The following is a 24,200-nucleotide window of genomic DNA, read 5'->3' on the forward strand; positions in this document are numbered from 1 at the left end:
CGCGGCGGCCCCATCAGATCCCGTACGGTCAGACTCACACCGCTGCCATAAGAAGAAAACCAATGGCCAGCAGCCAAGAAGCCCACTAATTCAGCAGTCTCCTAGGGCGTGCCTCCTATACCCGGGTTTGACCCGGGTATAGGGTCGGGCGGTATGGCGCTGCGACTTGTTCAGGTGAATTTCAAGGCTCGGGATGACTCGGCCCTCGGCCGGTTTTGGGCGGAGGCGCTCGGCTGGGGTGTGTCCAGCGAGGGACCCGGGGTGACCAATGTTGAACCTTTGGGCTTCGCCTGGCCGGACCCCACCGCCGTGTGCGTCGACGTCGTCACCGTCCCGGACCCCGAGACGGTGAGGTACCGCACGCACCTCGACCTCGCCACCAGTTCTGCGGCCCATCAGGCGGAGCTGGTGGCGCGCCTGTTGGAGCTCGGTGCGACGCCCGCGGATGTGGGCCAGGGTGATGTGCCGTGGACAGTCCTGGCCGACCCGGAGGGCAATGTGTTCTGTGTACTGGAGCCTCGGGAGATCTATCGGGACACCGGGCCGATCGCCACGGTGGTGGTCAACTGCGCGGATCCGCGGGCCATGGCCCGGTTCTGGAGCGAGGCTACGGACTGGACCCTGCACGAGGTGAACGACGATCATGCGAGGCTGCGTTCGGGCAAGGGCGTCGGACCGTATCTGGAATTACTTCGCACGTCCGGCGAGGAGACCGTGTGGAACCGTGTCCATCTCGACCTGATGCCGTACCCCGGTGATGATCAGGCGGCAGAGGTGGCCCGGCTGCGGGCTCTGGGCGCCACTTACGCAGACGTCGGCCAGGGCGATGTGCCATGGGCGTGCCTCGCCGACCCGGAGGGCAACGAGTTCTGCGTCCTCACCCCGGGCTGACGCAGAGCCTAGAGGGGACACGCCCTAGCCGTTCCTTAGAAGCCTGCGCAGGATCTTCCCGGAGGAGGACTTGGGCACGGCCTCGATGAACTCCACCCGGCGGACCTTCTTGAAGGGCGCCACTTTGGCGGCCACAAAGTCGATCACGGCCGCTTCATCGAGCGCCTGCCCATGCTCTCCCGGTTGCCGCACAACGAACGCCAGAGGCACTTCCTGGCCGTCGGCGTCGGGCGTTCCGATCACCGCGGCGTCCGCAATGCCGGGGTGCGTCAGCAGCAGTGCTTCGAGTTCCGCCGGGGCGATCTGGTAGCCCTTGTATTTGATGAGTTCCTTGAGCCGGTCCACAATCGTCACCACACCGTCGGCCCGGACCGTCGCAATGTCGCCCGTGTGCAGGAAGCCCTCTGCATCCAGTGTGTCCGCCGTTTCCTCAGGGCGGTTGAGGTAGCCAAGCATGACGTTCGGTCCCCGGCACAGCAGATGGCCGGGCGCGCTGGTGCCCTCCGCCGGAATTTCGAGGTCCTCGCCGGTGGCAGGGTCCACCAGGCGGCATTCCATGTTGGGCACCGTGAAGCCCACCGAGCTCACCGGAACGTCCGTGGCCTCCGCCGGGATCAGGTGCGACACCGGGCTCATCTCCGTCATTCCGTACCCCTGCAGCACACGGCATTGCAGCCGTTCGGCGAGGGCAGCACCGAGTTCACCATCCAGGGGCGCAGCGCCGGACAGTGTGGTGTGGACCGAGCTGAGATCGTACTCGGCAACGAGCGGGTGCTTGGTCAATGCCACGGCCACCGGCGGGGCGATGAACAGGTAGGTGCACTTGTGGTCTTGGATCATCCGCAGGAACTCGGCGAGCTCGAACCTGGGCATGGTGACCAGGCAGGCCCGTTCCCGCAGGGCAATATTCAGCAGGACGGTCAGCCCGTAGATGTGAAAAAACGGTAGCAGGGCGAGCAGCCGGTCCTGGTGCCGCACGTTCAGCAGCCCGCGGGACTGTTCCACATTGGCCACGAGGTTCCGGTGGCTCAGCTTCACGCCTTTCGGCCGCCCTGTGGTCCCGGACGAGTACGGCAGCACCGCCACGTGGGTTGCCGGGTCAAAGGAAACGCTCGGGGCCGGCGCGCCGGCGGTGAGCAGGTCCTTGAGCGACGGGTGCCCCGCGGCGCCGTCGAGCACCACCAGCCGGTCTGCCGGGATTCCGGCACGGTCGGCGGCTTCCTCGGCGCCCGGGAGCAGTGCCGAGACGGTGAACAGCCAGGTGGCCCCGGCGTCCTGGAGCTGAAGTGTCAGCTCATCGGCGGTGTAGAGCGAGTTGACGGTGGTGATGGCGGCGCCGGCCCGGAGCAGTCCGTGGAAGACCGCAGCGAACGCGGGAATGTTGGGGCAGAGCATCGCGGCAACCCCGTGCGGCCCCAGTCCGAGCGCTGACACCGCACCCGCCACGGCGTCGATCTGCGCAACCAACTGGCGGTAGGTGGTCTCCGCCCCGCTGACCCCGTCCACGACGGCGGTCCGGTCCAGGTCCGCTTCGGTGAGGCCGTCAAAAAGGTACTGGTAAATGCTTTGGTCCGGGATGACCACGTCCGGGAAGGGGCTCGAAAACACGCAACATCTCCTTTGATCCGCTCCAGCAGCTGGCGGCAATTGACAGCGGCAGCTGGTGCAACTCTAGTTCGGCATGTCAAGCATTTGGCGCCCCCGGCTTGACCGGCATCACGCCCCCGGGTAAGCAGCCTCACCCCGTTTTCGGCGGAATGGCGCGGTTTTCGCCGGTAAAATTGAGGGGTACTCGATGAAGCGGACATCCGAGTACCGACGACTTCAGGGGAACATTATGCTTACGCTTCAGCGGCGCCAGCTCGTAGGCCACGACATCCTTCTTGCCCGCCACGGCAACCACATCAGCACCATGCGCGTGGACCGCGCCAATGACAGGGTGATCGCGTTCCTCGACGACGGGTCCACGGACAGCGCCCCCAACCTCATCACGCCCGGCCTGAACCTGCCGGAGACCGTCCGGAGCGTCATGCGCGATGACTGGAAGTTCTTCGCAGTGGTTACGGCCTGCCTGACCGGCTTTTCCGGTGCGATGATCGCAGCGGCTGTGGGCCTCAGCGGCATGTCATCCGACCCTGCACTGGCACAGTTGCTCGCGACGTACCCTGCCTACTAGGCCGCTCCCGCAGACAAGCCTCCTGCAACCAACGCAAAAGGAACCCAGCCGCTGAATTCCAGCGGCTGGGTTCCTTTTTTGCTTGGCCGTCCCAATCCGGGAGGTCCTTACCCAGGTGGCGCTAATCCAGCAGGAGGGCAGGCTCCTCGAGGATGGCGGCGACGTCGGCCATAAAGCGTGCCGAGAGGTCACCGTCCACCACACGGTGGTCGAACGAGCCGCCCAGGGTAGTGATCCAGCGGGGGATGACTTCGCCGTCCAGGACCCAGGGCTTCTGCTTGATGGTGCCGAAGGCCACGATGGCCACTTCGCCGGGGTTGATGATCGGAGTACCGGTGTCGATGCCCAGTGCTCCGATATTGGTGACGGTGAGGGTGCCGCCCTGCATCTGGGCAGGCTGCGTCTTCCCGGCCCGCGCCGTCGTGGCAAGGTCATTGAGTGCCAGGGCCAGTTCCTTGAGGGAAAGGTCCTGGGCGTTCTTGATATTCGGAACCATCAGACCGCGGGGGGTGGCCGCCGCGATGCCCAGGTTCATGAAGTGCTTGACATGGATCTCCGCGCTATCGGTGCCGTCGGCGTTGTCCACCCACGTGGCGTTGACGCTGGGGTTGCGGGCGGCCGCCCAGATCACGGCTTTGGCCAGGATCAGCAGCGGGGAAACCTTGATGCCCTCGAAGTCGCGCGACACCTTGAGCCGCTTGACGAACTCCATGGTGCGGCTGGCGTCGACGTCCACGAAGATGCTGACGTGCGGGGCGGCGAACGCGGACTCCACCATGGCCTTGGCCGTGGCTTTGCGGACGCCCTTGACGGGAATCCGCTCGATGCGCTGGTCCTGCGGCCGTCCGGACTTGCCCCAGAAGGTGTCCGCCTTGTCCACTTCGGCGTCGCGCTGGGCCTGGTAGCTCACCAGGTCCTCGCGGGTGACCTCGCCCCGTGCGCCGGTGGCCACGACGTCGGCCAGATCGATCCCGAGGTCCCGGGCGATTTTGCGAACAGGAGGCTTCGCGAGGACCCGGTTCACGAGGCCGCTGATGGTGCCGCCAAGGGTCGGGCGCGCAGCGCCTTCTTCGGTGGCTGACGCAGCATCGGGGGCGGACGGCGCACCGGCGTTGATCCAGATGCCCTGGGCCTCGACCGGTTCGGCCACGGATACGGGCGCTGCCGGCGGCGACGGCGCTGCGGCCGGCACGGGTGTTACGACGGCGGCCGGCGAGGCCTTGCGCGGGCGACGCTTGACGGCGTCGGCCTTGGGACCGGAGCCCACCAGGGGGCCGGCGGCACTGCCGGCAGCTGCCGGCGGCTCGACTCCGTCCTCTGGAAGGTTTCCGTACATTGGTGCGTCAGCGGGGGGTGCGCCAGCGGGGGGTGCGTCAGCGGGGGGTGCGTCAGCGACCGGAGCCGCCAGCACTGCAGGAGCAGGGACATCCGCCGGCGTGGGGTCGCCGGAAACGGCGTCGCTCACGCTGATGATCGGCGTGCCGACGTCGACAGTTACGCCCACCGGCACGAGAAGCTCCGTGACCGTGCCGGCAAACGGCGACGGCAGCTCCACGAGGGACTTGGCCGTTTCGATCTCGCACAGGATGTCGTTGATCGCGACGGTGTCACCGGGCTTGACGTTCCAGGAAACGATCTCGGCCTCGGTGAGTCCCTCGCCCACGTCGGGGAGGTTGAACTTGTTCACAGTCATGGGGTCCTCGGTTTGGAAGGCGTCATCAGTAGGCAGTCGTCAGTAGGCCAGGGCGCGGTCCAGCGCCTCCAGGATGCGGTCGATGTCCGGCAGGTAGTCCTCTTCCACCTTGGCCACGGGGTAGGGCATGTGGAAGCCCCCCACGCGGATCACCGGGGCCTCGAGGGACAGGAACGCCCGCTCGCTGATTCGGGCCGCGATTTCCCCGCCGATGCCGCCGAAGGTGGGTGCCTCGTGGGCAACAATCAGGCGGCCGGTCTTCTGGACGGACTGGGTGACGGTGTCGAAGTCGATCGGCGAGATGGACCGCAGATCGATGACTTCCACGCTGTGGCCGTCGTCAGCCGCGGCATTGGCAGCTGCCAGCGCCACCGGAACAAGCGGACCGTAGGCGACCACCGTGGCGTCTGTACCGTCCCGCAGCACGTGTGCCTTAAAAGGATCCTCCGCGCGCCCCGGCGCCTCGGTGTCCACGTCGCCCTTGAGCCAGTAGCGTCGCTTGGGTTCGAAGACGATGATCGGGTCCTGGCATTCGACGGCCTGCTGGATCATCCAGTAAGCGTCGTGCGGGTTGGACGGGGTGATGATGCGCAGCCCCGCGGTGTGCGCGAACAGCGCCTCGGGGGATTCGGAGTGGTGCTCCACCGAACCGATTCCGCCGCCGTACGGAATGCGGATGACAACGGGAACCGTGAGGTTGCCGTTGCTGCGGGCATGCATCTTGGCCAGCTGTGTGGTGATCTGGTTGAACCCGGGAAAAACGAAGCCGTCGAACTGGATTTCGCAAACGGGGCTGTAGCCACGCAGGGCCAGTCCGATCGCTGTGCCGATGATGCCGGATTCAGCCAGCGGGGTGTCCACAACGCGGTCGGGCCCGAACTCAGCGATCAGCCCGTCGGTGACGCGGTACACGCCGCCGAGCGGGCCGATGTCCTCGCCCATCAGCAGCGACTTGGGGTTGTTGGTCAGGGCGGCGCGGAGGCCTTCGTTGATGGCCTTGGCAATGGTCATGGTGGTCATCAGTTGGCCGCCTCTCCTGCTGCCGCGTCGGAACCGGCACCGTCTTCAAATCCCGCGCTGTACTGCTCGAACCAGGCCAGTTCCTCCGCCACGAGCGGGTGCGGCTCCACGTACGTGTTGGCAAACGCGGACCGGATATCCGGCGTTTCGAGGTCGTGCGTGGTGCGCCTGACATACGCGGCAAGTTCGTCGCCGTCGGCCTTGACCTTGGCAAAGTAGTCGTCGTCGGCAAGCCCCGCCGAGCGCAGGTACTTTTCCAGCCTGGCCAGCGGATCCTTGGCCCGCCAGGCATCCTCCTCGGCGGACTGGCGGTACTTCGTGGGATCGTCCGCCGTGGTGTGTGCACCCACACGGTAGGTGAAGGCCTCGATGAGCACCGGACCGTTCCCCTGCCGGGCATGGTCCAGCGCCCACTCCGTCACGGCGTGCACGGCGATGACGTCGTTGCCGTCCACGCGGATGCCCGGGAAGCCGTAGCCCTTGGCACGGTTGGACAACGGAATGCGGGTCTGCACGGTGCTGGGCACCGAGATGGCCCAGTGGTTGTTCTGGCAGAAGAAAACCACCGGAGCCTTGTAGGAGGACGCGAAAACCATGGATTCGTGCACGTCGCCCTCTGAGCTGGCACCGTCCCCGTAGTACGCGATGACTGCGGCGGGAGGTTCCGTGCCCGCGGGATCCGATGACGCCGCGAGTTGTTGGTCCCGCTGGATGCCCATGGCGTAGCCCACCGCGTGGAGGGTCTGGGCGGCCAGGACCAGGGTGTACAGGTGGAAGTTCGTGTCCTTGGGGTTCCAGCCCCCGTTGGACACTCCGCGGAACTGGCGGAGCAGCTCGGCCAGGTCAACGTTGCGGGTGAGGGCTACGCCGTGTTCACGGTAGGTGGGGAAAATATAGTCCTGCGGCTGACTGGCCCGGCCTGAACCGATCTGGGCGGCTTCCTGGCCGGTGAGCGGCACCCAGAGCGCCAGCTGGCCCTGCCGCTGCAGAGCGGTGGCTTCCTGGTCGAAGCGCCGGATGGCTGCCATGTCCGCGTAGAATCCCCGCAGCTTTTCGGCGTCGAGGCGGTTGGCGTATTCGGAAAACACCGAGTCCTCGCCCAAAATGCCGTCGGGCCCCAGGAGCTGGACCATGGGTGCTGCAGGCTCACCCAGAACGGCCTCGGCTTCCGCCTCGAGCTGGTCGTCTACCCCGGTTCCGTCGAACTCGGTAGCGGGCAGATGTGTGGCGCCCATACCGTCTCCTCGCTTGCCGCACTAAGTGCATCGCAATATCGCTGGGATATATGCCGGACCGGGAATACATTCCTGGTCCGGCATATATTTTGGCTTACTGTCCCTTACTTTATCCGCAGTAGGCGGAGCCCGGGCGTTATGTTAAGCGCTAGGAACGCCGTGGCGGCTTTGTATAGTTCGCACAGAGTTCGAGGAAGCGGGTGTTCGCTTCCACCTCGCCGATACTCACCCGGACGCCCTCGTTGCCGAAAGCCCGCACGGACAACGCCTGCTCTCCCGCCAGTGCTGCGAACTCCGCACTGTTTTCACCCAGATCGAGCCATACGAAGTTTCCCTGGGCGTCCGGTACGAACCAGCCCAGGCTGCGCAGTCCGGCCGTGACACGGTCGCGTTCGTCCACCAGGCTTTGTACCCTTTCTACAACCTGGCTGAAGTTCTGCAGCGATGTGATGGCTGCCCGCTCGGCGATCTGGGATACGGCGAACGGCGTGGCGGACACGCGGAGATGCTGCGTGAGGTCCGGGTTGGAGACGCTGTACCCCACGCGCAGGCCAGCCAGCCCGTGCGCCTTGGAGAAGGTCCGCAGGACCACCACATTGGGGTATTTGCGGTACATCTCGATGCCGTCCACGGCATCCTGGGCCCGCACGAACTCCTGGTAGGCCTCGTCGATGACAATGACGACGTCCGACGGGACCTGGCGAATGAACCGTTCGGTTTCGCCCTTTTCCAGGATGGGACCGGTGGGGTTGTTGGGTGTGCACAGAAGGATGACTTTGGTTCGCGCCGTCACGGCGGTTGCCATGGCATCCAGATCGTGGCGGCCGTCGGCGGTCAGCGGGATCCTGACGCTCTCTGCCCCGGCAAGCCCGACGCAGATGGGGTACGCCTCAAAGGACCGCCAGGCGTAGATGACTTCGTCGGCTTTGCCGTCGTCGTTCTGGCCGGCGAAGGTCACCAACAGCTGGTTGAGGGCGCCGAGGCTTCCTGCGCCGGTGACGATGTCCTCGGCCGGGACGTTCAGGAAGTCCGCAAGCGCGCCGCGGAGCTTGCTGCTGAGGGGATCCGGGTAGCGGTTGAAGTCCCTCTGGTCCGCGATGGCCTGCAACACTGCAGGGATGGGCGGAAGCGGGTTCTCGTTGGAGGAGAGTTTGTAGCTCTCGAGGCCCTCCACGGCGGCGGGAGGCTTGCCGGCGGCGTAACGGGGAAGCCTGTCCACCACCGGGCGGGCCCTGATTCCCCCCGCGGTGTTCTCTGGTGAAGTCATGCCAACTAGCCTACTTCTCCGTCCCTGCCGGTTTCCTCCGCTGTATGAAAGCATGGGGCCATGTTTTCTTTCATCGTGCGTGTTCTCATTAACGGCCTGGCTCTCTGGATTGCGAGCTGGATCCTGCCCGGCTTGGACATCTCCACCACCGCGACGACGGAAGCAGTGGCCCAGGGCGGCGTCACGCAGGGAACCGACCCGCTGGGAGTGGTCCTTGCCTACCTCTTTATCGGCCTGATCTTTGGCTTGGTCAACGCACTTGTACGGCCCGTCGTGAGCCTGCTGTCCCTGCCGATCACCATCCTGACGCTGGGGCTTTTCACCATCGTTATCAACGCAGCCATGCTGTACCTGACGTCCTGGCTGAGTAGTTACACCCCTGTCCACTTCACCATCGACTCGTTCTTCTGGACTGCTGTGCTGGCAGCCATCATCATCACTGTGGTTTCCCTCGTGGCAGGCAGGATCACCGGAGTCCGGCGCTAAACCGGCTAGCGTGCAACCCATTTGGCCGCGCCCGAAGGCGGCGGACCCGGCTTGCTGGCGGGCGTAGCCAGGGGCTCACGGTTGAGCGCGAAGCGGGTGGCAGTGCCTGTACCACCCGCACCCAGGACACCGGCCAGGACCGCCGTGCTTGCTGCCAGGGAGGAATTTTCACTCGCGGAAACTGCCTTGGCGCCTGCCTCGTAGTTGGCAAGTTTGTGGCCGGGTCCGAGCCCGGGGTCTTCACCCGGCGGAGTAACCTCCCTGCCGGTCAACGTGACCGTGACCCTGTCCCGGGTGTCCGGATTGAGAGTCCCGTCGCTGCCGGGGACCCAGTCCTGGCGGTGTTCCAGATGGAGCGACGGGATTCCGGGCTGCGGCGTGATTCCGCCGACCGGTGATCCTGCCGTCAGAACGTAGTTGAGGTCGAATTCGGCCAGGAACGCCCTGTCGCTGCTGAGGTTCATGGCATGCGCCCCGCCCTGGCTGTAGCCCACAGCCACAACCTGGTCCCCCTTAACGGCACCGGCCTGGTGCAACGCCGACAGCACGGCCGCATTCACGTGTTCCGAGCCGTACCCCAGCGCCTCTGCAATCCCCGCCTCATCCAGCGGGTTGCTGCCCCCGGGCGGCTCGCCGGGCTGGGTGCCTGGAATGATGACAACGAACGCCCTGCGGCCGCCGTTCTCAACCTGGACGACCTCAATCCTTCCGTGGCCGTCGGCGTCCAGCTCACGGAGCCTGGCGAGGAGGCCGGCGGGCGAGGTGTCCACGGCGACGTCGCGCGTGAGTTCCTCGACGGCGGTGACCTGCCGGGGTTTCAGCATAGGAAAGGAGCCCTCCGCAAGCCGGCGGATCAACGGACCGATGGCGGAAAATTCGCGGCCTGCGGCCATTTCGGCTGCCAAGGCAAGTGATAGTTCCTTGGGGGCAATGCCCAACGCCAATCCGAGTGACAAGGGAGGCGCCAAAGCCTCGGCCGCGTCCCGGCTCAGGAAGTTGGATTGGGTCAGATCCACGAACAGCAGGGGCAGGAAGGCCCAGCCGTCCTGCGGCTGGGGGACTCCTGTTGCCGCACGCGCCTCCGCTTCCTCGTAGTCGCGGCGGCTCGCCCGGACCTGGCTGCTGAGGTGCTGCAGCTCTTCCCTGACGGCGCGGACCGACTGGCCGCCTTCACCGACGGCGATGAGTGCCGCGGTGCCGCTGGGCCGCGGTTCGTACTGGTAGGGACAAAGCTCTTCCCAGATCCGCCGGACACCGATCTCAACCGCGGCGAGTTCGTCGGCCAGGCCCTCCAGTTCAGCCGCACCTGCGATGAGCTCCTCCAGCTGGAAACGGATGCCGCCGACGCCGCCGCGGATCCGCATGTCCCCGTCCGTTGCCGGCTCCAGCGGAGCCAGCGGTCCACTGCTTCCGGAGGGTGTGGCCTCGGCCATCAGAAACCGCCTCCGGGCGTCCGTTGGGAGGAGACCGGGACCTGCTGTGAGTGGCGGAGTACGGCGTCGGAGGCCGCCATCAGCCGCTCCCTTGCGCGACCCAGCGCGGCCGCCTGCAACGAGACGGCGGTGCGGTACGCCTGCCCGGCCGGCGACTGCCACTCCGCCATCTGCACGCGCCGGAACCTGAGCATCGAGGCGTCGAGGCTGTTCGCTAAGTCAGCAACCCGCCAGGCCAGTTGCTGCACTTCGAAGCTCCGTGAGCCACACGCATTGGCATCTGCTGCGGTGATGCTGCCGCTCATTTCCATTCCCCCTGGTCCTTTCCGTTGGCCTAGCTGTCCGCTCCGGAATTTTCGGTGATCCCGACGCTACAGAACGCTGAAGCGGCCCGGAACCGCCGGCGTCGGCCATGTGGATAATCCGGACGTCTCGGCGCACCGGCAGTGCCGGGGGAGGGGAAGTCACACGGACACTGCGCTTAAGGGGCGGCGCGACTTCGTGAAAGAATCAGGACATGCCTGAAACTGCCGCCACAGCTGACACCCGTACGCCTTCCGGACGCCTGGCCCTTGCCGCCTCTCCGGACCAGATTGCCCTGGGCCCGCTGGACGGACGGTACCAGTCCGCCGTCGCGCCCCTGGTGGACTACCTGTCCGAGGCGGCCCTCAACCGGGACCGTGTGGCCGTGGAAGTTGAATGGCTCATTCACCTGACCAGCAACAACGTGCTGCCGGGCGCAGGCCCGCTGACAGCGGAGCAGCAGGATCAGCTTCGCGCCATCGTGACTGAGTTCGACTCCGCGTCGGTCTCCGAGCTGGCCGAAATCGAGGCCGTGACGGTGCACGACGTCAAGGCCGTGGAGTACTACATCGGCCGCAGGCTGCCGGCGATTGGCATTGAACGGCTGACGGCCATGGTGCACTTCGGGTGCACGTCGGAAGACATCAACAACCTCTCGTACGCCCTGGGCGTCAAGGGTGCTGTGGAGGACGTGTGGCTGCCCGCCGCCAAGGCGCTGGTGGCCCAGATCAGCAAGATGGCCGACGACAACCGCGGTGTTCCCATGCTGTCTCGCACGCACGGCCAGCCCGCCACGCCCACCACACTGGGCAAGGAACTGGCCGTTATCGCGCACCGCCTGACCCGCCAGCTGGACCGGATCGCGAAGACCGAATACCTGGGCAAGATCAACGGTGCCACCGGCACCTATGCCGCCCACGTGGCCTCCGTGCCGGGCGCCGACTGGCAGCAGGTCGCGAAGTCGTTCGTCGAGGGACTGGGCCTGACCTGGAACCCGCTGACCACCCAGATCGAAAGCCACGACTGGCAGGCCGAGCTGTACGCCGACGTCGCGCGCTTCAACCGGATCCTGCACAACGTGTGCACGGACATCTGGAGCTACATCTCCATCGGCTACTTCGCGCAGATCCCGGTAGCAGGCGCCACCGGGTCCTCCACCATGCCGCACAAGGTCAACCCGATCCGCTTCGAAAACGCCGAGGCCAACCTGGAAATCTCCTCTGGGCTGCTGGACGTCCTGGGGTCCACCCTGGTCACGTCGCGCTGGCAGCGCGACCTCACCGACTCGTCCTCGCAGCGCAACATCGGCGTGGCGTTCGGGCACTCCCTGCTCGCCATCTCCAACGTCGTCAAGGGCCTGGAGCGCCTGGATGTGGCCGAGGACGTCCTGGCCGGCGACCTCGACACCAACTGGGAGGTGCTGGGCGAGGCCATCCAGATGGTGATGCGGGCAGAGGCGATTGCCGGCGTCGAAGGCATGGAAAACCCTTACGAACGGCTCAAGGACCTGACCCGCGGGCAGCGCGTGGACGCCGCCCGGATGCAGGAATTCGTGCAGGGCCTGGGCCTCTCCGCGGACGCCGAAGCACGGCTGCTGGCCCTGACCCCGGGCAAGTACACCGGCATAGCGGACCAGCTGGTGGACCACCTCAAATGAGGCTCCTGCTCATCCGGCACGGCCAGACGCCCGGCAACGTCCTGGGCCAGCTGGACACCGCGCACCCGGGGCCCGGGCTGACGGAACTCGGCGAGCGACAGGCTGAGGCGCTGTCCCGCGCCTTGGCGAAAGAGCGGATCCACGCCCTCTACGCTTCCACCCTGATCCGGACGCAGATCACAGCCGCACCCCTGGCCCGGGTGCACGGGCTGGAAACTGAAGTGCTCCAGGGAATTCACGAGATCGAAGCCGGGGCGCTGGAGAAGCTGACCGACCACGAATCGCACAAGCGCTACCTGGGCACTATTTTTTCCTGGGCCGACGGCGAGCTGGACCGCCGCATGCCTGCCGGGCCCAGCGGCCGGGACTTCTTCGGGCGCTACGACGCCGCGATCGCCAAAATAGCGGCACGGGCAAACGGAGCGGGCAACTCCGGATCCGTAGCCGTGGTCAGCCACGGCGCTGCGATCCGCGTGTGGGCCGGCCTCCGGGCCGGTAACATCGAACCCGGCTTTGCGGTCAGGCACGCGCTGGACAATACCGGAATCGTGGCACTGGACGGCGATCCCGAAAACGGCTGGGAGCTCATCCACTGGGACGACAGCCCCGTGGGCGGCCTGGCGCTGGCAGACCCCACCGCTGAAGATCCGACTGGCAGCCCGGCCTAGCGGCGGCAATCCACGCCACTAACCGGCACTGGACTGCTCCCCTGAACCCGGCCATGATGAAAGCAGGCGTGGGGACAGGATGGTCGGCCGCGGCACGCGGTTGCTCCCCGCACGGTGGAGGCGCAGTGGCATGTCACACAGATCGGTACACACGGAGCATGCACCCGCCAGCCTCCACGGCTTCGAAGAACAATTCCTCTCGGCCTACTACGAGCACGTAGCGCCGGAGGACCTCCAGGGATATAGTCCCGAAAACCTGGAGCAGAGGGCCAGGCAGCATGCGGAACTGGCAGGCGGCCGCCCGGCAGGAACGGCGGCCGTCGACTTCCTGAATGAAAACGACGCCAGCGTCCTGCTGGTGGTTGCAGACGCCATGCCGCACCTGCTCCATTCGCTCACTGCCGAGCTGACCCGCCAAAACGAAGCCATCCGTTTGCTGGTCCACCCCACCTTCCTGGTGCGCCGGGACCCACAGACGCACCGGCTGCTGGAGGTGCGGCATTGGTCCTCGCCATCCGGTGCGGCGGGCAGAATCGTGGGTGGGGCGGTCACGGCAGGTGAGGCCGGTGCTGCCGGAACCGCCCAGGACCTTCCGGGGTGGATGTCGGAAACCTGGGTGGCGGCAGAGATCGGCCGCTTGCCTGGGTCGCGGGCCATCGCGGAGCTCATGAACAATGTGAGGCGGGTGCTGGCTGACGTCCAGGTGGTCGCCGATGACACCCCCGCCATCCACTCCCGCCTCGCGCGTGCGATCGGCTCTATGGACCGGTTGCCCGCCGGCTCGGCTCCGGCTCCGGAGCAGCTCGGTGAGCTCCTGGGCTGGCTGGACCGCGGAAACTTCATGTTTTTGGGGTACAGCGAGTATGAATACCCGACGGCGGGCGGCCCGGAGAGCGTAAAACTACGGCCAGGCTCGGGGCTTGGCCTGCTCAGGGACGGCCGGCCGGAAGCCCGCCAGCCGGTCACCGGGCTTCCGCATTCGCAGGTTCTCACGCTCGCCACGGCGGACGTGAGATCGTCCGTCCCCCGCCCGGCGTACCTGGATGAAATCCTCGTTCGGACCTTCGGCAGCGCAGGGCAGCCACCGGGTGAGATCCGGTTCGTGGGACTGTTCGCTCCGGGGGCCACCGGCCGGTCCGTGCGGCGCATCCCGGTCATCCGGGACAAGGTGCGCGCAGTCCAGGAACGCTTCGGCTTCACCGAGGTCTCCCATCCCGGCAAACAGCTGCTGGCCGTCCTCGAGTCCTTCCCCCTGGATGAGCTGTTCCATCTGAGCCTGGACGAACTGACCCGGCTCTCCCGCGAGATCCTGCTCCTGCAGGCCCACCACCAGACGCGGGTGTTCCTGCGGGCTGACAGCTACGGCCGCTTTATGACCGCCCTGGTGTTCCTCCCCCGGCACAGGTACAGCACCACCGTCCGGCTCCGGATCGAACAGGAGCTCAAGCAGGCCTTCAGGTCCTCCTCGCTCGAATTCGAAGTCCGGCTGAGTGAATCGCCCATGGCCCGCGTTTTCTTCCGGATACTGTTGCCTGGCGGCGGGATCCCCGACGTCGATCCCGCTGCGCTGGAGCGGAGCCTCGTCGGCGCGACGCGGACCTGGGCTGAAGGCCTGGACGAAACGCTTCGTGACAGGCTGCCGCACGCCGAGGCCACGCGGCTGTCGGCGCTGTGGTCCGCGGCCTTCCCCGCCAGCTACCGGGCCGACTTCGACGTCGAGGACGCAGTGGAAGACATCAGGCGGTTTGAGCAGTTCGATCTGGACGGCACGGGCGGTCGGCCGCTGAACGATCCGCAGCTGGCCGTCTACTTCCGCACCGATGCGTCCCCAACGTTGGCCGAAGACGCCCGGATCCGGCTCTACCTCACCAGCGCCCAGAGCCTGACGCAGATCCTGCCGTTCTTCCACAACCTCGGCCTGGAGGTGCTGAACCAACGGCCCTTCGATGTGATCCGCGGAAATGACCGGCAGTTGTTCCTGTACGACCTCGGCGTCAGGTATCCCGCCGGCGTTGACCCGGCCGGGACCAGCGCGCTGCTGGCGGAAGCCTTCAGCGCCGCCGTCCAGGGGGACGAAGAATCTGACCGCTTCGACGCCCTGGTGCTCCGGGAGGAGCTCACGTGGCGCAAGGTGGTCATCCTGCGCAGCTACGCCAAGTACTTGAGGCAGCTGGGAACCATCTACACCTACGGCTTCATCGCGGACACCCTGCTGGCCAACGTGCCCGCCACCCACGCACTACTCAGCCTTTTCCGTGCCCGGTTCGATCCCGAACTCAGCCACTCCCGGCGGCTCCAGGATACGGCTGCCGCCCGCGCCGCAGTGGCCGACGCGATCGACGCCGTCCCGTCCTTGGAAGCGGACCGATTGTTGCGGACCTTCCTGAACCTGATAGAGGCGACAACGCGCACTAACTTCTTCCGCCACCGGCCCTACCTGAGCTTCAAGCTCCGGCCTTCCGACATTCCCGGAGCACCCTACCCCCGGCCGAAATTTGAGATCTGGGTCTATTCACCCCGTGTGGAAGGCGTGCACCTACGGTTCGGACCCGTGGCGCGCGGCGGGCTGAGATGGTCGGACCGGCGTGAGGATTTCCGCACCGAGATCCTTGGCCTCGTCAAAGCCCAGACCGTCAAAAATTCGGTGATTGTCCCCACCGGCGCCAAGGGCGGTTTCTATCCCAAAAGGCTGCCCAGTCCGGTCTCTGACCGTACCGCCTGGCTCACGGAAGGGGAGGAAAGCTACAAGGACTTTGTCCGCGGGCTGCTGGACGTCACGGACAACCTGGACCCGTCCGACGTCGGAACGGTGCCATCGCGCGGTACTCCCGGGCGGGTCATTTCACCGGAGAATGTAGTGAAACACGACGACGACGATTACTACCTCGTGGTGGCGGCCGACAAAGGAACCGCCGCATTCTCCGATACGGCCAACGCCGTGGCATTCGAGTACGGCTTCTGGCTGGGCGATGCCTTCGCCTCAGGCGGTTCCGCAGGCTACGACCACAAGCAGATGGGCATCACGGCCCGCGGCGCCTGGGAGTCCGTCAAGCACCACTTCAGCGAAATCGGCATCGACTCGCAGCGGGAAGACTTCACGGTCGCCGGCATCGGCGACATGAGCGGCGATGTGTTCGGCAACGGGATGCTCCTGTCAAACCACATCCGGCTCGTGGCAGCCTTCGACCACCGGCACATCTTCCTGGACCCGACCCCGGACGCGGCCGGCTCGCTGGCGGAACGCCGCCGCCTGTTTCTGCTGCCACGATCGTCCTGGGCGGATTACGACCCCTCGCTGATCAGCCTGGGCGGCGGCGTGTATTCGCGCCACGCAAAGTCCATCCCCATCACTGCCCCGGTAATTTCGGCGCTCGGGCTCCCGGGCACGACGTCGATGATGACTCCGCCCGAGCTGCTGCAGGCCATCCTGCGCGCGCCGGTGGACCTTATCTACAACGGCGGCATCGGGACGTACATCAAGGCGTCCTCCGAAACGCACGGCGACGTGGGCGACAAGGCAAACGACCCCATCAGGATCAACGGCAATGAGGTCCGGGCCAAGATCATTGCCGAGGGCGGCAATCTCGGCGTCACTCAGCTCGGCCGGATTGAAGCCGCCTTGGGCGGCGTCCTGCTCAACACCGATGCGATCGACAATTCGGCCGGGGTGGACTGCTCGGACCATGAGGTTAACATCAAGATCTTCATCGACCGTATGATCGCCACAGGCAGGATGGCAGCGTCCGAACGCACGGGGTTCCTGCACTCGCTCACGGACGAAGTGGCACGACTTGTGCTGAAAAACAACCGCGACCAGAACACCCTGCTGCACAACGACCGGGCCCTGGTCCTGGATTGGAGCCCCGGGTTCGAGCGAACCATGGACTGGCTGGAGAACGCCTCCGACCTTGACCGGCGGCTGGGAGGACTGCCGAGCACAGAACAGCTCCATGCGCGGCTGCTGACCGGCAAAGGCCTCACGGCACCCGAACTGTCCGTGCTGGCGGCGTATGCGAAGATCGAACTTGCCAAGGAACTGAGCGAAAGCGACGTCGCCGAGGATCCCTGGTTCGAACGGGTGCTCCGCAGCTACTTTCCACATCAGCTCGCGGACCGTTTTGGCGCGGAACTCAATGCCCACCCGCTGCGCCGGCAGATCATCTGCACAGTCCTGGCCAACGACATGATCAACCTCGGCGGAATCACCTTCGCCTTCCGGACCATCGAGGAAACCACCGCCACCGCCGCGGCTGTTGCCAGGGCATTCGTTGCAACCCGCGAAGCCTACGACCTGCAGCGGTTCGTGGACCGGGTGGCCGAGCTGCCACCCGCGTTCCCCAGCGAACACGCCGCAGAGCTGACCCTGCACATGCGCCGGATCCTCGACCGGGCCATCCGCTGGTATGTCACCCACGACCATCGCGACCAGCCCGTTGCCGAGGCCCTCGCGCGGATCATGCCCACGCTGGAGCTGCTGCGGAACAGGACCCGGGACTTCCTGCGCGGTGACAGCATCGACCTCGTCGAGGAACGGCAGGCACATTGGGACGGAGTGGGGCTGCCCCATGACTTGGTACGCCGCGCCGGCGCCCTCCTCGAAAGCTTCGGGCTGCTGGACATTTCCCTGATTTCGGAACAGATCGATGAACCCATCGAACGGATCATGGACCTGTACTGGACCGTGTTTGCGCGGATCGGCGCACTCAGGCTGCTGCTGCGCATCACGGCTCTTCCCCGGGAGAACCGGTGGGAGGCACTCGCCCGGGCAGCACTGCGGGACGATGTCTATTCAGCCGTCGCCGACATGACTATTTCGGTGATGGAGATGACGAAGGGCGCTGACGCCGAAAGCGCTGATTCAATCGAGCGGATCGTGGCCTGGGAACGCGGCCACCAGGAACAGCTGGTGCGGATCAAGGACACGTTCGCGGAAGCCACCAGGCCCGGACAGACTGACATCCACTCGATCTCAGTGGCCCTCAAGCTGCTGCGGACGCTGGTGCGGCGCTAGGCCCAGCCGTCGCGAGGCCCGTCGCGGAGCTCCGACTCCATAGTTCTCCGGACGCTTACGCGCAGGAAACACCGCGGAAATGGCACCCTCTTAGGCTTATTTTGCATAACCCTTCGGCGAAGCGAGGCAGTGATGCAGACCAATCCCCGACTCAACATCAGGCAGGTCACCTGGGCAAACCCCGTAGGCGCCGACCTGCGTGCCGCCCAGCAGGCGGAACTGGACGCGCGCTTCGGTACGAAGGACCACGAACCCGGGCCGCCGCCGTCGGAAGCGGATACTGCCATATTCCTGGTGGCCTATGAGAAGAGCTCGGGACAGCCGGTGGGATGCGGCGGCCTGAGGATGCTGGACTCCACCACGGCGGAGATCAAGCGGCTGTACGTCCTGCCGTACACGCGGGGTTCGGGCGTTGCCAGCTCCATTCTCGCCGCACTGGAGGCGCACGCCTACGGAATGGGCGTCACCTCGATCACCGCCGAGGCGGGCTCGGCCCAGCCGGACGGCAGGAACTTCTACCAGAGCTGCGGGTTCGACGAAGTGCCCAACTTCGGCCCCTACATCGGAGTGGAGCACTCCTACTGCTACGCGAAGAAGATCGATTCACACAGCGCCGCCCACACGGCCATGGCCTGACGACGGCGGCAGGCGGCTGCCGCCGTCACACTGCGGCCGCCCGGCCGCCGTCGGCTAATCTCGCATTATGGAATCGGCAGACATTACCTTCCGCACGCGTAAATGGGTGCGCCCCGAAGACCTCAACGCCAACGGCACCCTGTTCGGCGGGAGCCTGCTGAAGTGGATCGACGAGGAAGCGGCCATCTACGCTATCCTGCAGCTCGGCAACGGCCGGGCCGTCACCAAGTACATTTCCGAGATCAACTTCGTGAGCTCCGCGGTGCAGGGCGACCTGATCGAAATGGGACTGACCGCCACGCGCTTCGGCCGGACATCACTGACCATGCGCGCCGAAGTGCGGAACATGATCACCCGGCAAAGCATCCTCACCATCGAGGAGATCGTGTTCGTGAACCTCAGCCCGCACGGCAAGCCCGAACCCCACGGCTATACCGCGATCACCTACGACCGCGACCGTATCCCCACGCACCACCTGACGGAGACCCTGGAACAGGACTGATTCAACCCCCGGGGCGGCCCGGAAGTTCACCGTGCGTTAAACCCACGGGTGCACGTTGTTGCGGCAGTTGCACCAGACTCGAACACCGAGGCCGAGTAGTTTATCGAATCGATAGCTATAAACGGCACTAATCGGCATGGGCCGCTATAGGCTTGCCGGACAATGCTCCGGTTCCAGTTCAGAAATGGGTCTCAATCGTGCACAAATTCCAAACAATGGTCGCCGCCGCCGTCGCCGTCACCCTTCTGGCCGGCTGCGGTGCCGTCTCCGCCGCCCCCGAAACCTCCGGTAGCTCCTCCGCAGGAGGGGCATCCGGCGACACGCTGGTTGTGTACACCAACTCCAACGGCGAGGGCCGCGGAGAGTGGCTGACGAAGAAGGCTGCGGAGGCCGGCTTCAAGATTGAGATCGTGGGCGCCGGCGGCGCCGACGCGACCAACAAGCTGATCGCCGAGAAGAACAACCCTATTGCCGACGTCGCCTTCGGCCTCAACAACATGTACTTCGCGCAGGTCAAAGCAGCCGATGCCATCGAGGCCTATAAGCCGGCCTGGGCAGACGAGGTGGACGCCTCGCTCGCCGACAGCGACGACGAAAAGGCCTACTGGCCGCTGGTGAAGCAGGCAATCATGCTCGGCTACAACTCGGACAAGATCACCTCGGAGCAGGCGCCGAAGGACTGGACGGACCTGTGGTCCAAGGACGAGTTCAAGACGCGCTATGAGCGGGTCACGGGGCTGGGTACGGCCACGGCGCAGCTTGTGTTCGCCGGCATTCTTTCCCGCTACAGGGACGATTCCGGCGATCTGGGCATCTCGGATGAAGGCTGGAAGCAGGTGGAGCAGTACTTCCAGAACGGCAGCCCGGCCGTGGCGAAGACCGACCTCTTCGCCCGCATCGCGTCAGGGGAAGTGGATATGGGCCAGATGCCATCCTCGATCGTGGCGGAACGCGAAAAGTCGTTCAAGGTGAGCGTGGAAACCGTGGTGCCGTCCGTCGGAGTCCCGCTCGCGGTGGAACAGGTGGCCCTCGTGAAGGGCACGGACAAGAAGGAACAGGCGCAGAAGTTTATCGACTGGTTCGGGAGCGCGGACGTGCAGGGCGAATGGGCGCAGCAGTTCAATTCCATGCCTGTGAACAAGGGCGCAGCTGCCAAGGCCAAGCCCGAGGTGGTTGAGTTCTTCGACGGGCTCAAACAGCAGGACATCGACTGGAACTTCGTCCAGGAGAACATGGGCGCCTGGGTGGAGAAAATCGAGCTCGAGTACATGACGTAGCCCTCCCCTCAACAGCCCACAGACAGGTTTCCCATGATCCGCTTGGACAACATCGAAGTTTCCTTCGGTGATTTCATTGCCATCCCGCGCCTGGACCTCCACGTCCGGCCGGGGGAATTCTTCACCCTGTTGGGTCCGTCGGGCTGCGGCAAAACGACAGCGCTGCGCACCCTGGCCGGCTTCATCGAGCCGTCCGCCGGAACCGTCCATGTCGACGGCAGGAACGTCACGCGCCTGCCCAGTGACAAACGCCAAGTGGGGATGGTGTTCCAGAATTACGCCTTGTTCCCCAGCATGAGCGTCCGGGAAAACATCGCCTTCGGCCTCCGCGTCCGGAAGGAGAAGTCCGCCGAGAGTGACCGCCTGGTGCGCGATATCGCACGCCGCGTGGAGCTCAGCGACGAGCAGCTCGACAAGAACGTGGCGGAACTGTCGGGGGGCCAGCAGCAGCGCGTTGCAGTTGCCCGCGCCCTGGTGCTGCGGCCCAAGATCCTGCTGCTCGACGAGCCGCTCTCCAATCTCGATGCCAAACTGCGGCACCAGCTGAGGCAGCAGCTCAAGGACCTGCAGAGCGAGTTCGGGATCACCACTGTTTATGTGACCCACGACCAGGACGAGGCGCTGGCCATGAGTGACCGCCTGGCCGTCTTCAACAAGGGCGCGGTGGAGCAGGTGGGCACCCCGCAGGCTATCTACGACCAGTCCGCCACCGAGTTCGTGTGCAAATTCATCGGCGACAGTTCCGCCCTGACCGCGGAGTTCGTCGCTGAACTGAACCGCCTTTCCGGCGCCGGCCTCAGCACGGCGGCCAATTCCTACCTGCGGGTGGAAAAGGCGTCCCTGACGCTTCCCGCAGCCGGCGGTACAGCACACGGCGGCACGTCCGTCGGGCTTGCCGGAGAGGTGGTGTCACGCACCTACCACGGCCTCCACACCCGCTACGTAGTGCGGAGCCACGGCGCCGAAATCCGGCTGCTGGTCAAGGAGGACGGCAGCGCGCATCCGGAAGCAGGGACGCGGACCACCGTGTATGTCCAGCCGGACCACGTGCTGCAGTACCACCTCGATACCGGAGCCGCCCTGGCCAGGCAGAATCAGGCGGCAGCTATCCGATGAGTGGCACCTCAGCCAAAAGCATGCTCCGCTCCCCGTTCGTCATCATTGTGGGAACGGTCCTGACGTGGTTCATCGCAGCCTTCCTCGTCTGGCCCAACGCCAACGTGCTGATCGAGACGTTCTTCCCTGGCGGGAACTTTTCGGGCCGGGCGGCGGAGAAGCTGTTTTCCTCCCAGCGCGCCATGAAATCCCTGGGCAACAGCTTCCTGCTGGCGGTGGCGCTTTCCATCACGGTGAACGTAGTGGGAATCTTCATCGTCCTGGTCACCCACTACTTCCGGATCCGCGGTTCCAGGATTCTGTTCCTCGGCTACGCCACCACATTCATCTACGGCGGCATCGTGCTGGCGGCGGGCTACAAGTTCATCTACGGCGACAAAGGGATCGTCACAGCTTTCCTGCTGAATGTCTTTCCCGGCATGGAACCCGGCTGGTTTTCGGGATTCTTCGCAGTGTTGGCGGTCATGACGTTCGCCACCACCACCAACCACATGCTCTTCGTCGCGAACGCCCTCAAAGGCGTCGACTACCAGACAATCGAAGCGGCCAGGAACCTCGGCGCTTCAACGTGGACCATCCTTCGCCGCATTGTGCTGCCCACGCTGAAACCCACTCTCTTTGCCGTGACCATCCTGTCCTTCCTCACCGGGCTGGGGGCACTCAGCGCCCCGCAGGTCCTCGGCGGACGCGACTTCCAAACCATCACCCCAATGATCCTCACGTTCACGAACAGCCCCACGTCCCGGGATCTGGCCGCCCTGCTCGCCGTCATCCTGGGCGTGGCTACCATCCTGATGCTCGCCGTGATGTCACGCCTGGAAAAAGGCGGAACGTACTTTTCGGTGTCCAAGGTTTCCTCTGCGCTGCAGAAGCAGAAAATCGCCAACCCGGCAGCCAACGTTGCCGTGCACGCGGCCGCTTACCTGCTGTTCGCGGTTTACACGCTACCCGTGGTGCTGATTGTGTTGTTTTCCTTCGCGGACGGCGCGGCCATCCAGACGGGGCATCTCTCACTGGACAGCCTCACCATGGATAACTACGTGCGCGTGCTGACGCAGCCCTCAGGCCTGCGGCCCTTTGTCATCAGCGTTGTGTACAGCGCAGTTGCTGCGGTCATTGCCGTCGGTGGCCTGCTGTTTGTGGCGCGGATCCTGCAGAAGCACAAGAACTGGGTGACTGCCATGTTTGAGTACCTGCTGCACATCCCCTGGATCCTGCCGTCGGCTTTGCTGGCCCTCGGCCTGATCATCAGCTACGACCACCCAAACCCCCTGGTGGGCGGCGCGGTCCTCACCGGCACCACCGTCATTCTCCTCATCGCCTTCGTCACGGTGAAGATCCCCTTCACGCTCAGGATGCTCAAGGCTTCGTTTGCGTCGGTGAACTCATCACTGGAGGAGGCGGCCGCCATCATGGGGGCCAAGACGCTTTACGTGTTCCGGCGCATTCTGCTGCCGCTGGTCCTTCCCGCCGCCGCGGCCATCGCGGCCTTGAACTTCAACAGCATGCTGGACGACTACGACACCGCCATTTTCCTGGCACACCCGCTGGTCCAACCGCTGGGACTGGTCATCAAAGCCAACACGGACGGCGCAGAAGGCGTGGACGGAGTTTCCAACACGTTCGTTTACACCGTGCTGCTGATGGTCATCACCGGGCTGACGATGTACCTCGTGTACGGGAGATCCGGCGGACGGCGCCGCTCCAAGGGCAGAAAGCCCGTAGCCGCGCCGGGCACAGTGGCCGCCGCTGTTTCACCTAGCCCTGCGCGGACCGGCTGAGCCGTCCGGCGAGGCTGAGAATCCCGTCCCGGAGCGGCTGGGCGGATTCGGTGAGCACGAGCCGGGTCATGGCGGAAGAAGCCACGCGCAGGGCCTGGCTGCGCAGGACGCGCCGCTTGTTGTACGCCTTCAGGGCTTCCGGAAGCGGACGGGAGTTGAGCAGTTCCGCGAGGGTAACGGCGTCAACCAGGGCCTCGCAGGCACCACGCCCGAGGTTGGGTGTCATGCCGTGCGCGGCATCTCCCACCAGCACGGAACCCTCCCGCGCGTAGCGTCCGAGGGCTGGCACGGTCCAGATGCGCTGGGCGAGGGTCCCCTCCGGCGTGGCCGCAACCAGGACGCGGCCGATTCCGGCGGCTTTCCCCGAAAAGCGCCGGCGGGTGAGGTCCAGCGCCGCCGCGACGTCGATGCCGCCCGGGCCCAGGTCTGACCGGTACGAGGCATACCAGTACGTCCGATACCGGGAGGCCGGAGCAATGCCGAACAATTCGCCGCGGCCCCAGTATTCCCCGCCGGCGTCCGCAGGAACAGGTCCGCCGATGACGCCGCGCAAAGCGAGGTAAGGGCTGAGCCGCGCCATGGACCGAGGGCCCCACCGTGCCCGGCGGACCACGCTGTGAACGCCATCTGCTCCGACCAGCAACCCGGTTTCGGGGAGCGATGTTACCGCCCCAAACACGCGGGCTACCGGCTCCGGCACAGCGGCGTCCAGGTGCCGCAGCAGGTCCGCGCGTGAAACACCGATCACGCCGGAAACCTCGGCACGCAACAGTGCTTTCCCGGATGCGTCCCGCAATGCCATGGCTTCGAATCCGGATCCCGCCGCCCGGATTGCCGGCAGGATCCCCACGGAGCCGAGGGCCCGCTGGGCCTCCGGCCACATGGCCAGGGACGTTTCCACCGCTGGCAAGGTGTCCCGCTGCTCGTGCAGGGCCACGTCGAAGCGATCCGGATCAAGCGTCGCGGCAAGGGCCAGGCCGGCGATGCCGCCGCCAACGATGGTTATGGCTTCCATGGACCGATGTTATGCCCGACGGCGGCAGTCGTG

19 protein-coding genes are annotated in these 24,200 nt (G+C 65.5%); 11 read left to right on the plus strand and 8 right to left on the minus strand.

The features are described from left to right. Positions 1-153: 153 nt before the first annotated feature. The gene (locus J7I79_RS16910; RefSeq protein ID WP_214955146.1) at positions 154-891 is read left to right on the plus strand and encodes a VOC family protein; all 738 of its coding nucleotides are present in this window, start codon (positions 154-156) and stop codon (positions 889-891) included. Between the two features lie 24 nt (positions 892-915). On the opposite strand, the gene J7I79_RS16915 is transcribed toward J7I79_RS16910, so the two are convergent. Next, positions 916-2,499: an AMP-binding protein gene (locus tag J7I79_RS16915; protein WP_214955148.1), complete on the minus strand. Its 1,584-nt coding sequence runs from the start codon at positions 2,497-2,499 to the stop codon at positions 916-918. A gap of 229 nt (positions 2,500-2,728) precedes the next feature. Here J7I79_RS16915 and J7I79_RS16920 point away from each other — a divergent pair, with 229 nt between their 5' ends. After that, the gene (locus J7I79_RS16920; protein WP_104175155.1) at positions 2,729-3,067 is read left to right on the plus strand and encodes a hypothetical protein; all 339 of its coding nucleotides are present in this window, start codon (positions 2,729-2,731) and stop codon (positions 3,065-3,067) included. 121 nt (positions 3,068-3,188) lie between these two features. Here J7I79_RS16920 and J7I79_RS16925 read toward each other — a convergent pair whose 3' ends face one another. The 4 genes from J7I79_RS16925 to J7I79_RS16940 form a co-directional block, all read right to left on the minus strand. Continuing rightward, positions 3,189-4,760 (minus strand): dihydrolipoamide acetyltransferase family protein, encoded by a 1,572-nt coding sequence (locus J7I79_RS16925; RefSeq protein WP_214955150.1) that lies wholly within the window; start codon positions 4,758-4,760, stop codon positions 3,189-3,191. A gap of 39 nt (positions 4,761-4,799) precedes the next feature. Further along, positions 4,800-5,780: an alpha-ketoacid dehydrogenase subunit beta gene (locus J7I79_RS16930; RefSeq protein ID WP_214955152.1), complete on the minus strand. Its 981-nt coding sequence runs from the start codon at positions 5,778-5,780 to the stop codon at positions 4,800-4,802. Continuing rightward, the gene (gene pdhA / locus J7I79_RS16935; RefSeq protein ID WP_214955153.1) at positions 5,780-7,015 is read right to left on the minus strand and encodes a pyruvate dehydrogenase (acetyl-transferring) E1 component subunit alpha; all 1,236 of its coding nucleotides are present in this window, start codon (positions 7,013-7,015) and stop codon (positions 5,780-5,782) included. The genes J7I79_RS16930 and pdhA overlap by 1 nt, the downstream gene beginning before the upstream one ends. Positions 7,016-7,163: 148 nt before the next feature. Next, positions 7,164-8,282 (minus strand): histidinol-phosphate transaminase, encoded by a 1,119-nt coding sequence (locus J7I79_RS16940; protein ID WP_214955155.1) that lies wholly within the window; start codon positions 8,280-8,282, stop codon positions 7,164-7,166. A 60-nt stretch (positions 8,283-8,342) separates the two neighbouring features. Between J7I79_RS16940 and J7I79_RS16945 the strand changes: the two genes are divergently transcribed. Next, positions 8,343-8,768, plus strand: coding sequence for a phage holin family protein (locus J7I79_RS16945; protein ID WP_214955157.1), 426 nt, complete (start codon positions 8,343-8,345; stop codon positions 8,766-8,768). A gap of 5 nt (positions 8,769-8,773) precedes the next feature. Here J7I79_RS16945 and J7I79_RS16950 read toward each other — a convergent pair whose 3' ends face one another. Both J7I79_RS16950 and J7I79_RS16955 read right to left on the minus strand, forming a co-directional pair. After that, complete coding sequence (locus J7I79_RS16950; protein WP_214955159.1) at positions 8,774-10,201, minus strand: PE-PPE domain-containing protein; 1,428 nt, start codon at positions 10,199-10,201, stop codon at positions 8,774-8,776. Continuing rightward, a complete protein-coding gene (locus J7I79_RS16955) occupies positions 10,201-10,506 on the minus strand; it encodes a hypothetical protein (protein WP_251042924.1) in 306 nt (101 codons plus the stop codon). The genes J7I79_RS16950 and J7I79_RS16955 overlap by 1 nt, the downstream gene beginning before the upstream one ends. 212 nt (positions 10,507-10,718) lie before the next feature. Between J7I79_RS16955 and purB the strand changes: the two genes are divergently transcribed. From purB to J7I79_RS16995, 8 genes are all read left to right on the plus strand, one after another. Then, positions 10,719-12,161 carry an adenylosuccinate lyase gene (gene purB, locus J7I79_RS16960; protein WP_214955162.1) on the plus strand — a complete coding sequence of 481 codons (1,443 nt, stop codon included), beginning with the start codon at positions 10,719-10,721 and terminating at the stop codon, positions 12,159-12,161. Continuing rightward, entirely contained in the window at positions 12,158-12,829 is a 672-nt protein-coding gene (locus J7I79_RS16965) for a histidine phosphatase family protein (protein WP_214955164.1), read from the plus strand. Before purB ends, J7I79_RS16965 begins: the two co-directional genes overlap by 4 nt. 130 nt (positions 12,830-12,959) lie before the next feature. After that, positions 12,960-17,840: an NAD-glutamate dehydrogenase gene (locus J7I79_RS16970; RefSeq protein ID WP_214955165.1), complete on the plus strand. Its 4,881-nt coding sequence runs from the start codon at positions 12,960-12,962 to the stop codon at positions 17,838-17,840. Positions 17,841-17,972: 132 nt separating this feature from the next. Continuing rightward, complete coding sequence (locus J7I79_RS16975; RefSeq protein WP_104175166.1) at positions 17,973-18,476, plus strand: GNAT family N-acetyltransferase; 504 nt, start codon at positions 17,973-17,975, stop codon at positions 18,474-18,476. A 67-nt stretch (positions 18,477-18,543) separates the two neighbouring features. After that, positions 18,544-18,978 (plus strand): acyl-CoA thioesterase, encoded by a 435-nt coding sequence (locus J7I79_RS16980; RefSeq protein ID WP_214955167.1) that lies wholly within the window; start codon positions 18,544-18,546, stop codon positions 18,976-18,978. Between the two features lie 215 nt (positions 18,979-19,193). Beyond that, positions 19,194-20,255 (plus strand): extracellular solute-binding protein, encoded by a 1,062-nt coding sequence (locus tag J7I79_RS16985; protein WP_251042925.1) that lies wholly within the window; start codon positions 19,194-19,196, stop codon positions 20,253-20,255. A 33-nt stretch (positions 20,256-20,288) separates the two neighbouring features. Further along, the gene (locus J7I79_RS16990) at positions 20,289-21,371 is read left to right on the plus strand and encodes an ABC transporter ATP-binding protein (protein ID WP_214955171.1); all 1,083 of its coding nucleotides are present in this window, start codon (positions 20,289-20,291) and stop codon (positions 21,369-21,371) included. Beyond that, positions 21,368-23,152 (plus strand): iron ABC transporter permease, encoded by a 1,785-nt coding sequence (locus J7I79_RS16995; protein WP_214955174.1) that lies wholly within the window; start codon positions 21,368-21,370, stop codon positions 23,150-23,152. Before J7I79_RS16990 ends, J7I79_RS16995 begins: the two co-directional genes overlap by 4 nt. On the opposite strand, the gene J7I79_RS17000 is transcribed toward J7I79_RS16995, so the two are convergent. Then, on the minus strand, positions 23,130-24,167 hold the full coding sequence (locus J7I79_RS17000) for an FAD-dependent monooxygenase (protein WP_214955182.1): 1,038 nt from the start codon (positions 24,165-24,167) through the stop codon (positions 23,130-23,132). The genes J7I79_RS16995 and J7I79_RS17000 overlap by 23 nt on opposite strands. Positions 24,168-24,200 lie beyond the last annotated feature (33 nt).

Source organism: Arthrobacter sp. ISL-69, from assembly GCF_018613775.1.
In the GTDB taxonomy this organism is placed as follows: domain Bacteria; phylum Actinomycetota; class Actinomycetes; order Actinomycetales; family Micrococcaceae; genus Arthrobacter.

Coding starts and splice junctions, on each gene's coding strand:
- J7I79_RS16910 (WP_214955146.1), top strand. CDS start 154: ATGGCGCTGCGACTTGTTCAGGTGAATTTCAAGGCTCGGGATGACTCG.
- purB (WP_214955162.1), top strand. CDS start 10,719: ATGCCTGAAACTGCCGCCACAGCTGACACCCGTACGCCTTCCGGACGC.
- J7I79_RS16970 (WP_214955165.1), top strand. CDS start 12,960: ATGTCACACAGATCGGTACACACGGAGCATGCACCCGCCAGCCTCCAC.
- J7I79_RS16955 (WP_251042924.1), bottom strand. CDS start 10,506: ATGAGCGGCAGCATCACCGCAGCAGATGCCAATGCGTGTGGCTCACGG.
- J7I79_RS16975 (WP_104175166.1), top strand. CDS start 17,973: ATGCAGACCAATCCCCGACTCAACATCAGGCAGGTCACCTGGGCAAAC.
- J7I79_RS16945 (WP_214955157.1), top strand. CDS start 8,343: ATGTTTTCTTTCATCGTGCGTGTTCTCATTAACGGCCTGGCTCTCTGG.
- J7I79_RS17000 (WP_214955182.1), bottom strand. CDS start 24,167: ATGGAAGCCATAACCATCGTTGGCGGCGGCATCGCCGGCCTGGCCCTT.
- pdhA (WP_214955153.1), bottom strand. CDS start 7,015: ATGGGCGCCACACATCTGCCCGCTACCGAGTTCGACGGAACCGGGGTA.
- J7I79_RS16920 (WP_104175155.1), top strand. CDS start 2,729: ATGCTTACGCTTCAGCGGCGCCAGCTCGTAGGCCACGACATCCTTCTT.
- J7I79_RS16985 (WP_251042925.1), top strand. CDS start 19,194: ATGGTCGCCGCCGCCGTCGCCGTCACCCTTCTGGCCGGCTGCGGTGCC.
- J7I79_RS16995 (WP_214955174.1), top strand. CDS start 21,368: ATGAGTGGCACCTCAGCCAAAAGCATGCTCCGCTCCCCGTTCGTCATC.
- J7I79_RS16950 (WP_214955159.1), bottom strand. CDS start 10,201: ATGGCCGAGGCCACACCCTCCGGAAGCAGTGGACCGCTGGCTCCGCTG.
- J7I79_RS16940 (WP_214955155.1), bottom strand. CDS start 8,282: ATGACTTCACCAGAGAACACCGCGGGGGGAATCAGGGCCCGCCCGGTG.
- J7I79_RS16965 (WP_214955164.1), top strand. CDS start 12,158: ATGAGGCTCCTGCTCATCCGGCACGGCCAGACGCCCGGCAACGTCCTG.
- J7I79_RS16925 (WP_214955150.1), bottom strand. CDS start 4,760: ATGACTGTGAACAAGTTCAACCTCCCCGACGTGGGCGAGGGACTCACC.
- J7I79_RS16930 (WP_214955152.1), bottom strand. CDS start 5,780: ATGACCACCATGACCATTGCCAAGGCCATCAACGAAGGCCTCCGCGCC.
- J7I79_RS16980 (WP_214955167.1), top strand. CDS start 18,544: ATGGAATCGGCAGACATTACCTTCCGCACGCGTAAATGGGTGCGCCCC.
- J7I79_RS16990 (WP_214955171.1), top strand. CDS start 20,289: ATGATCCGCTTGGACAACATCGAAGTTTCCTTCGGTGATTTCATTGCC.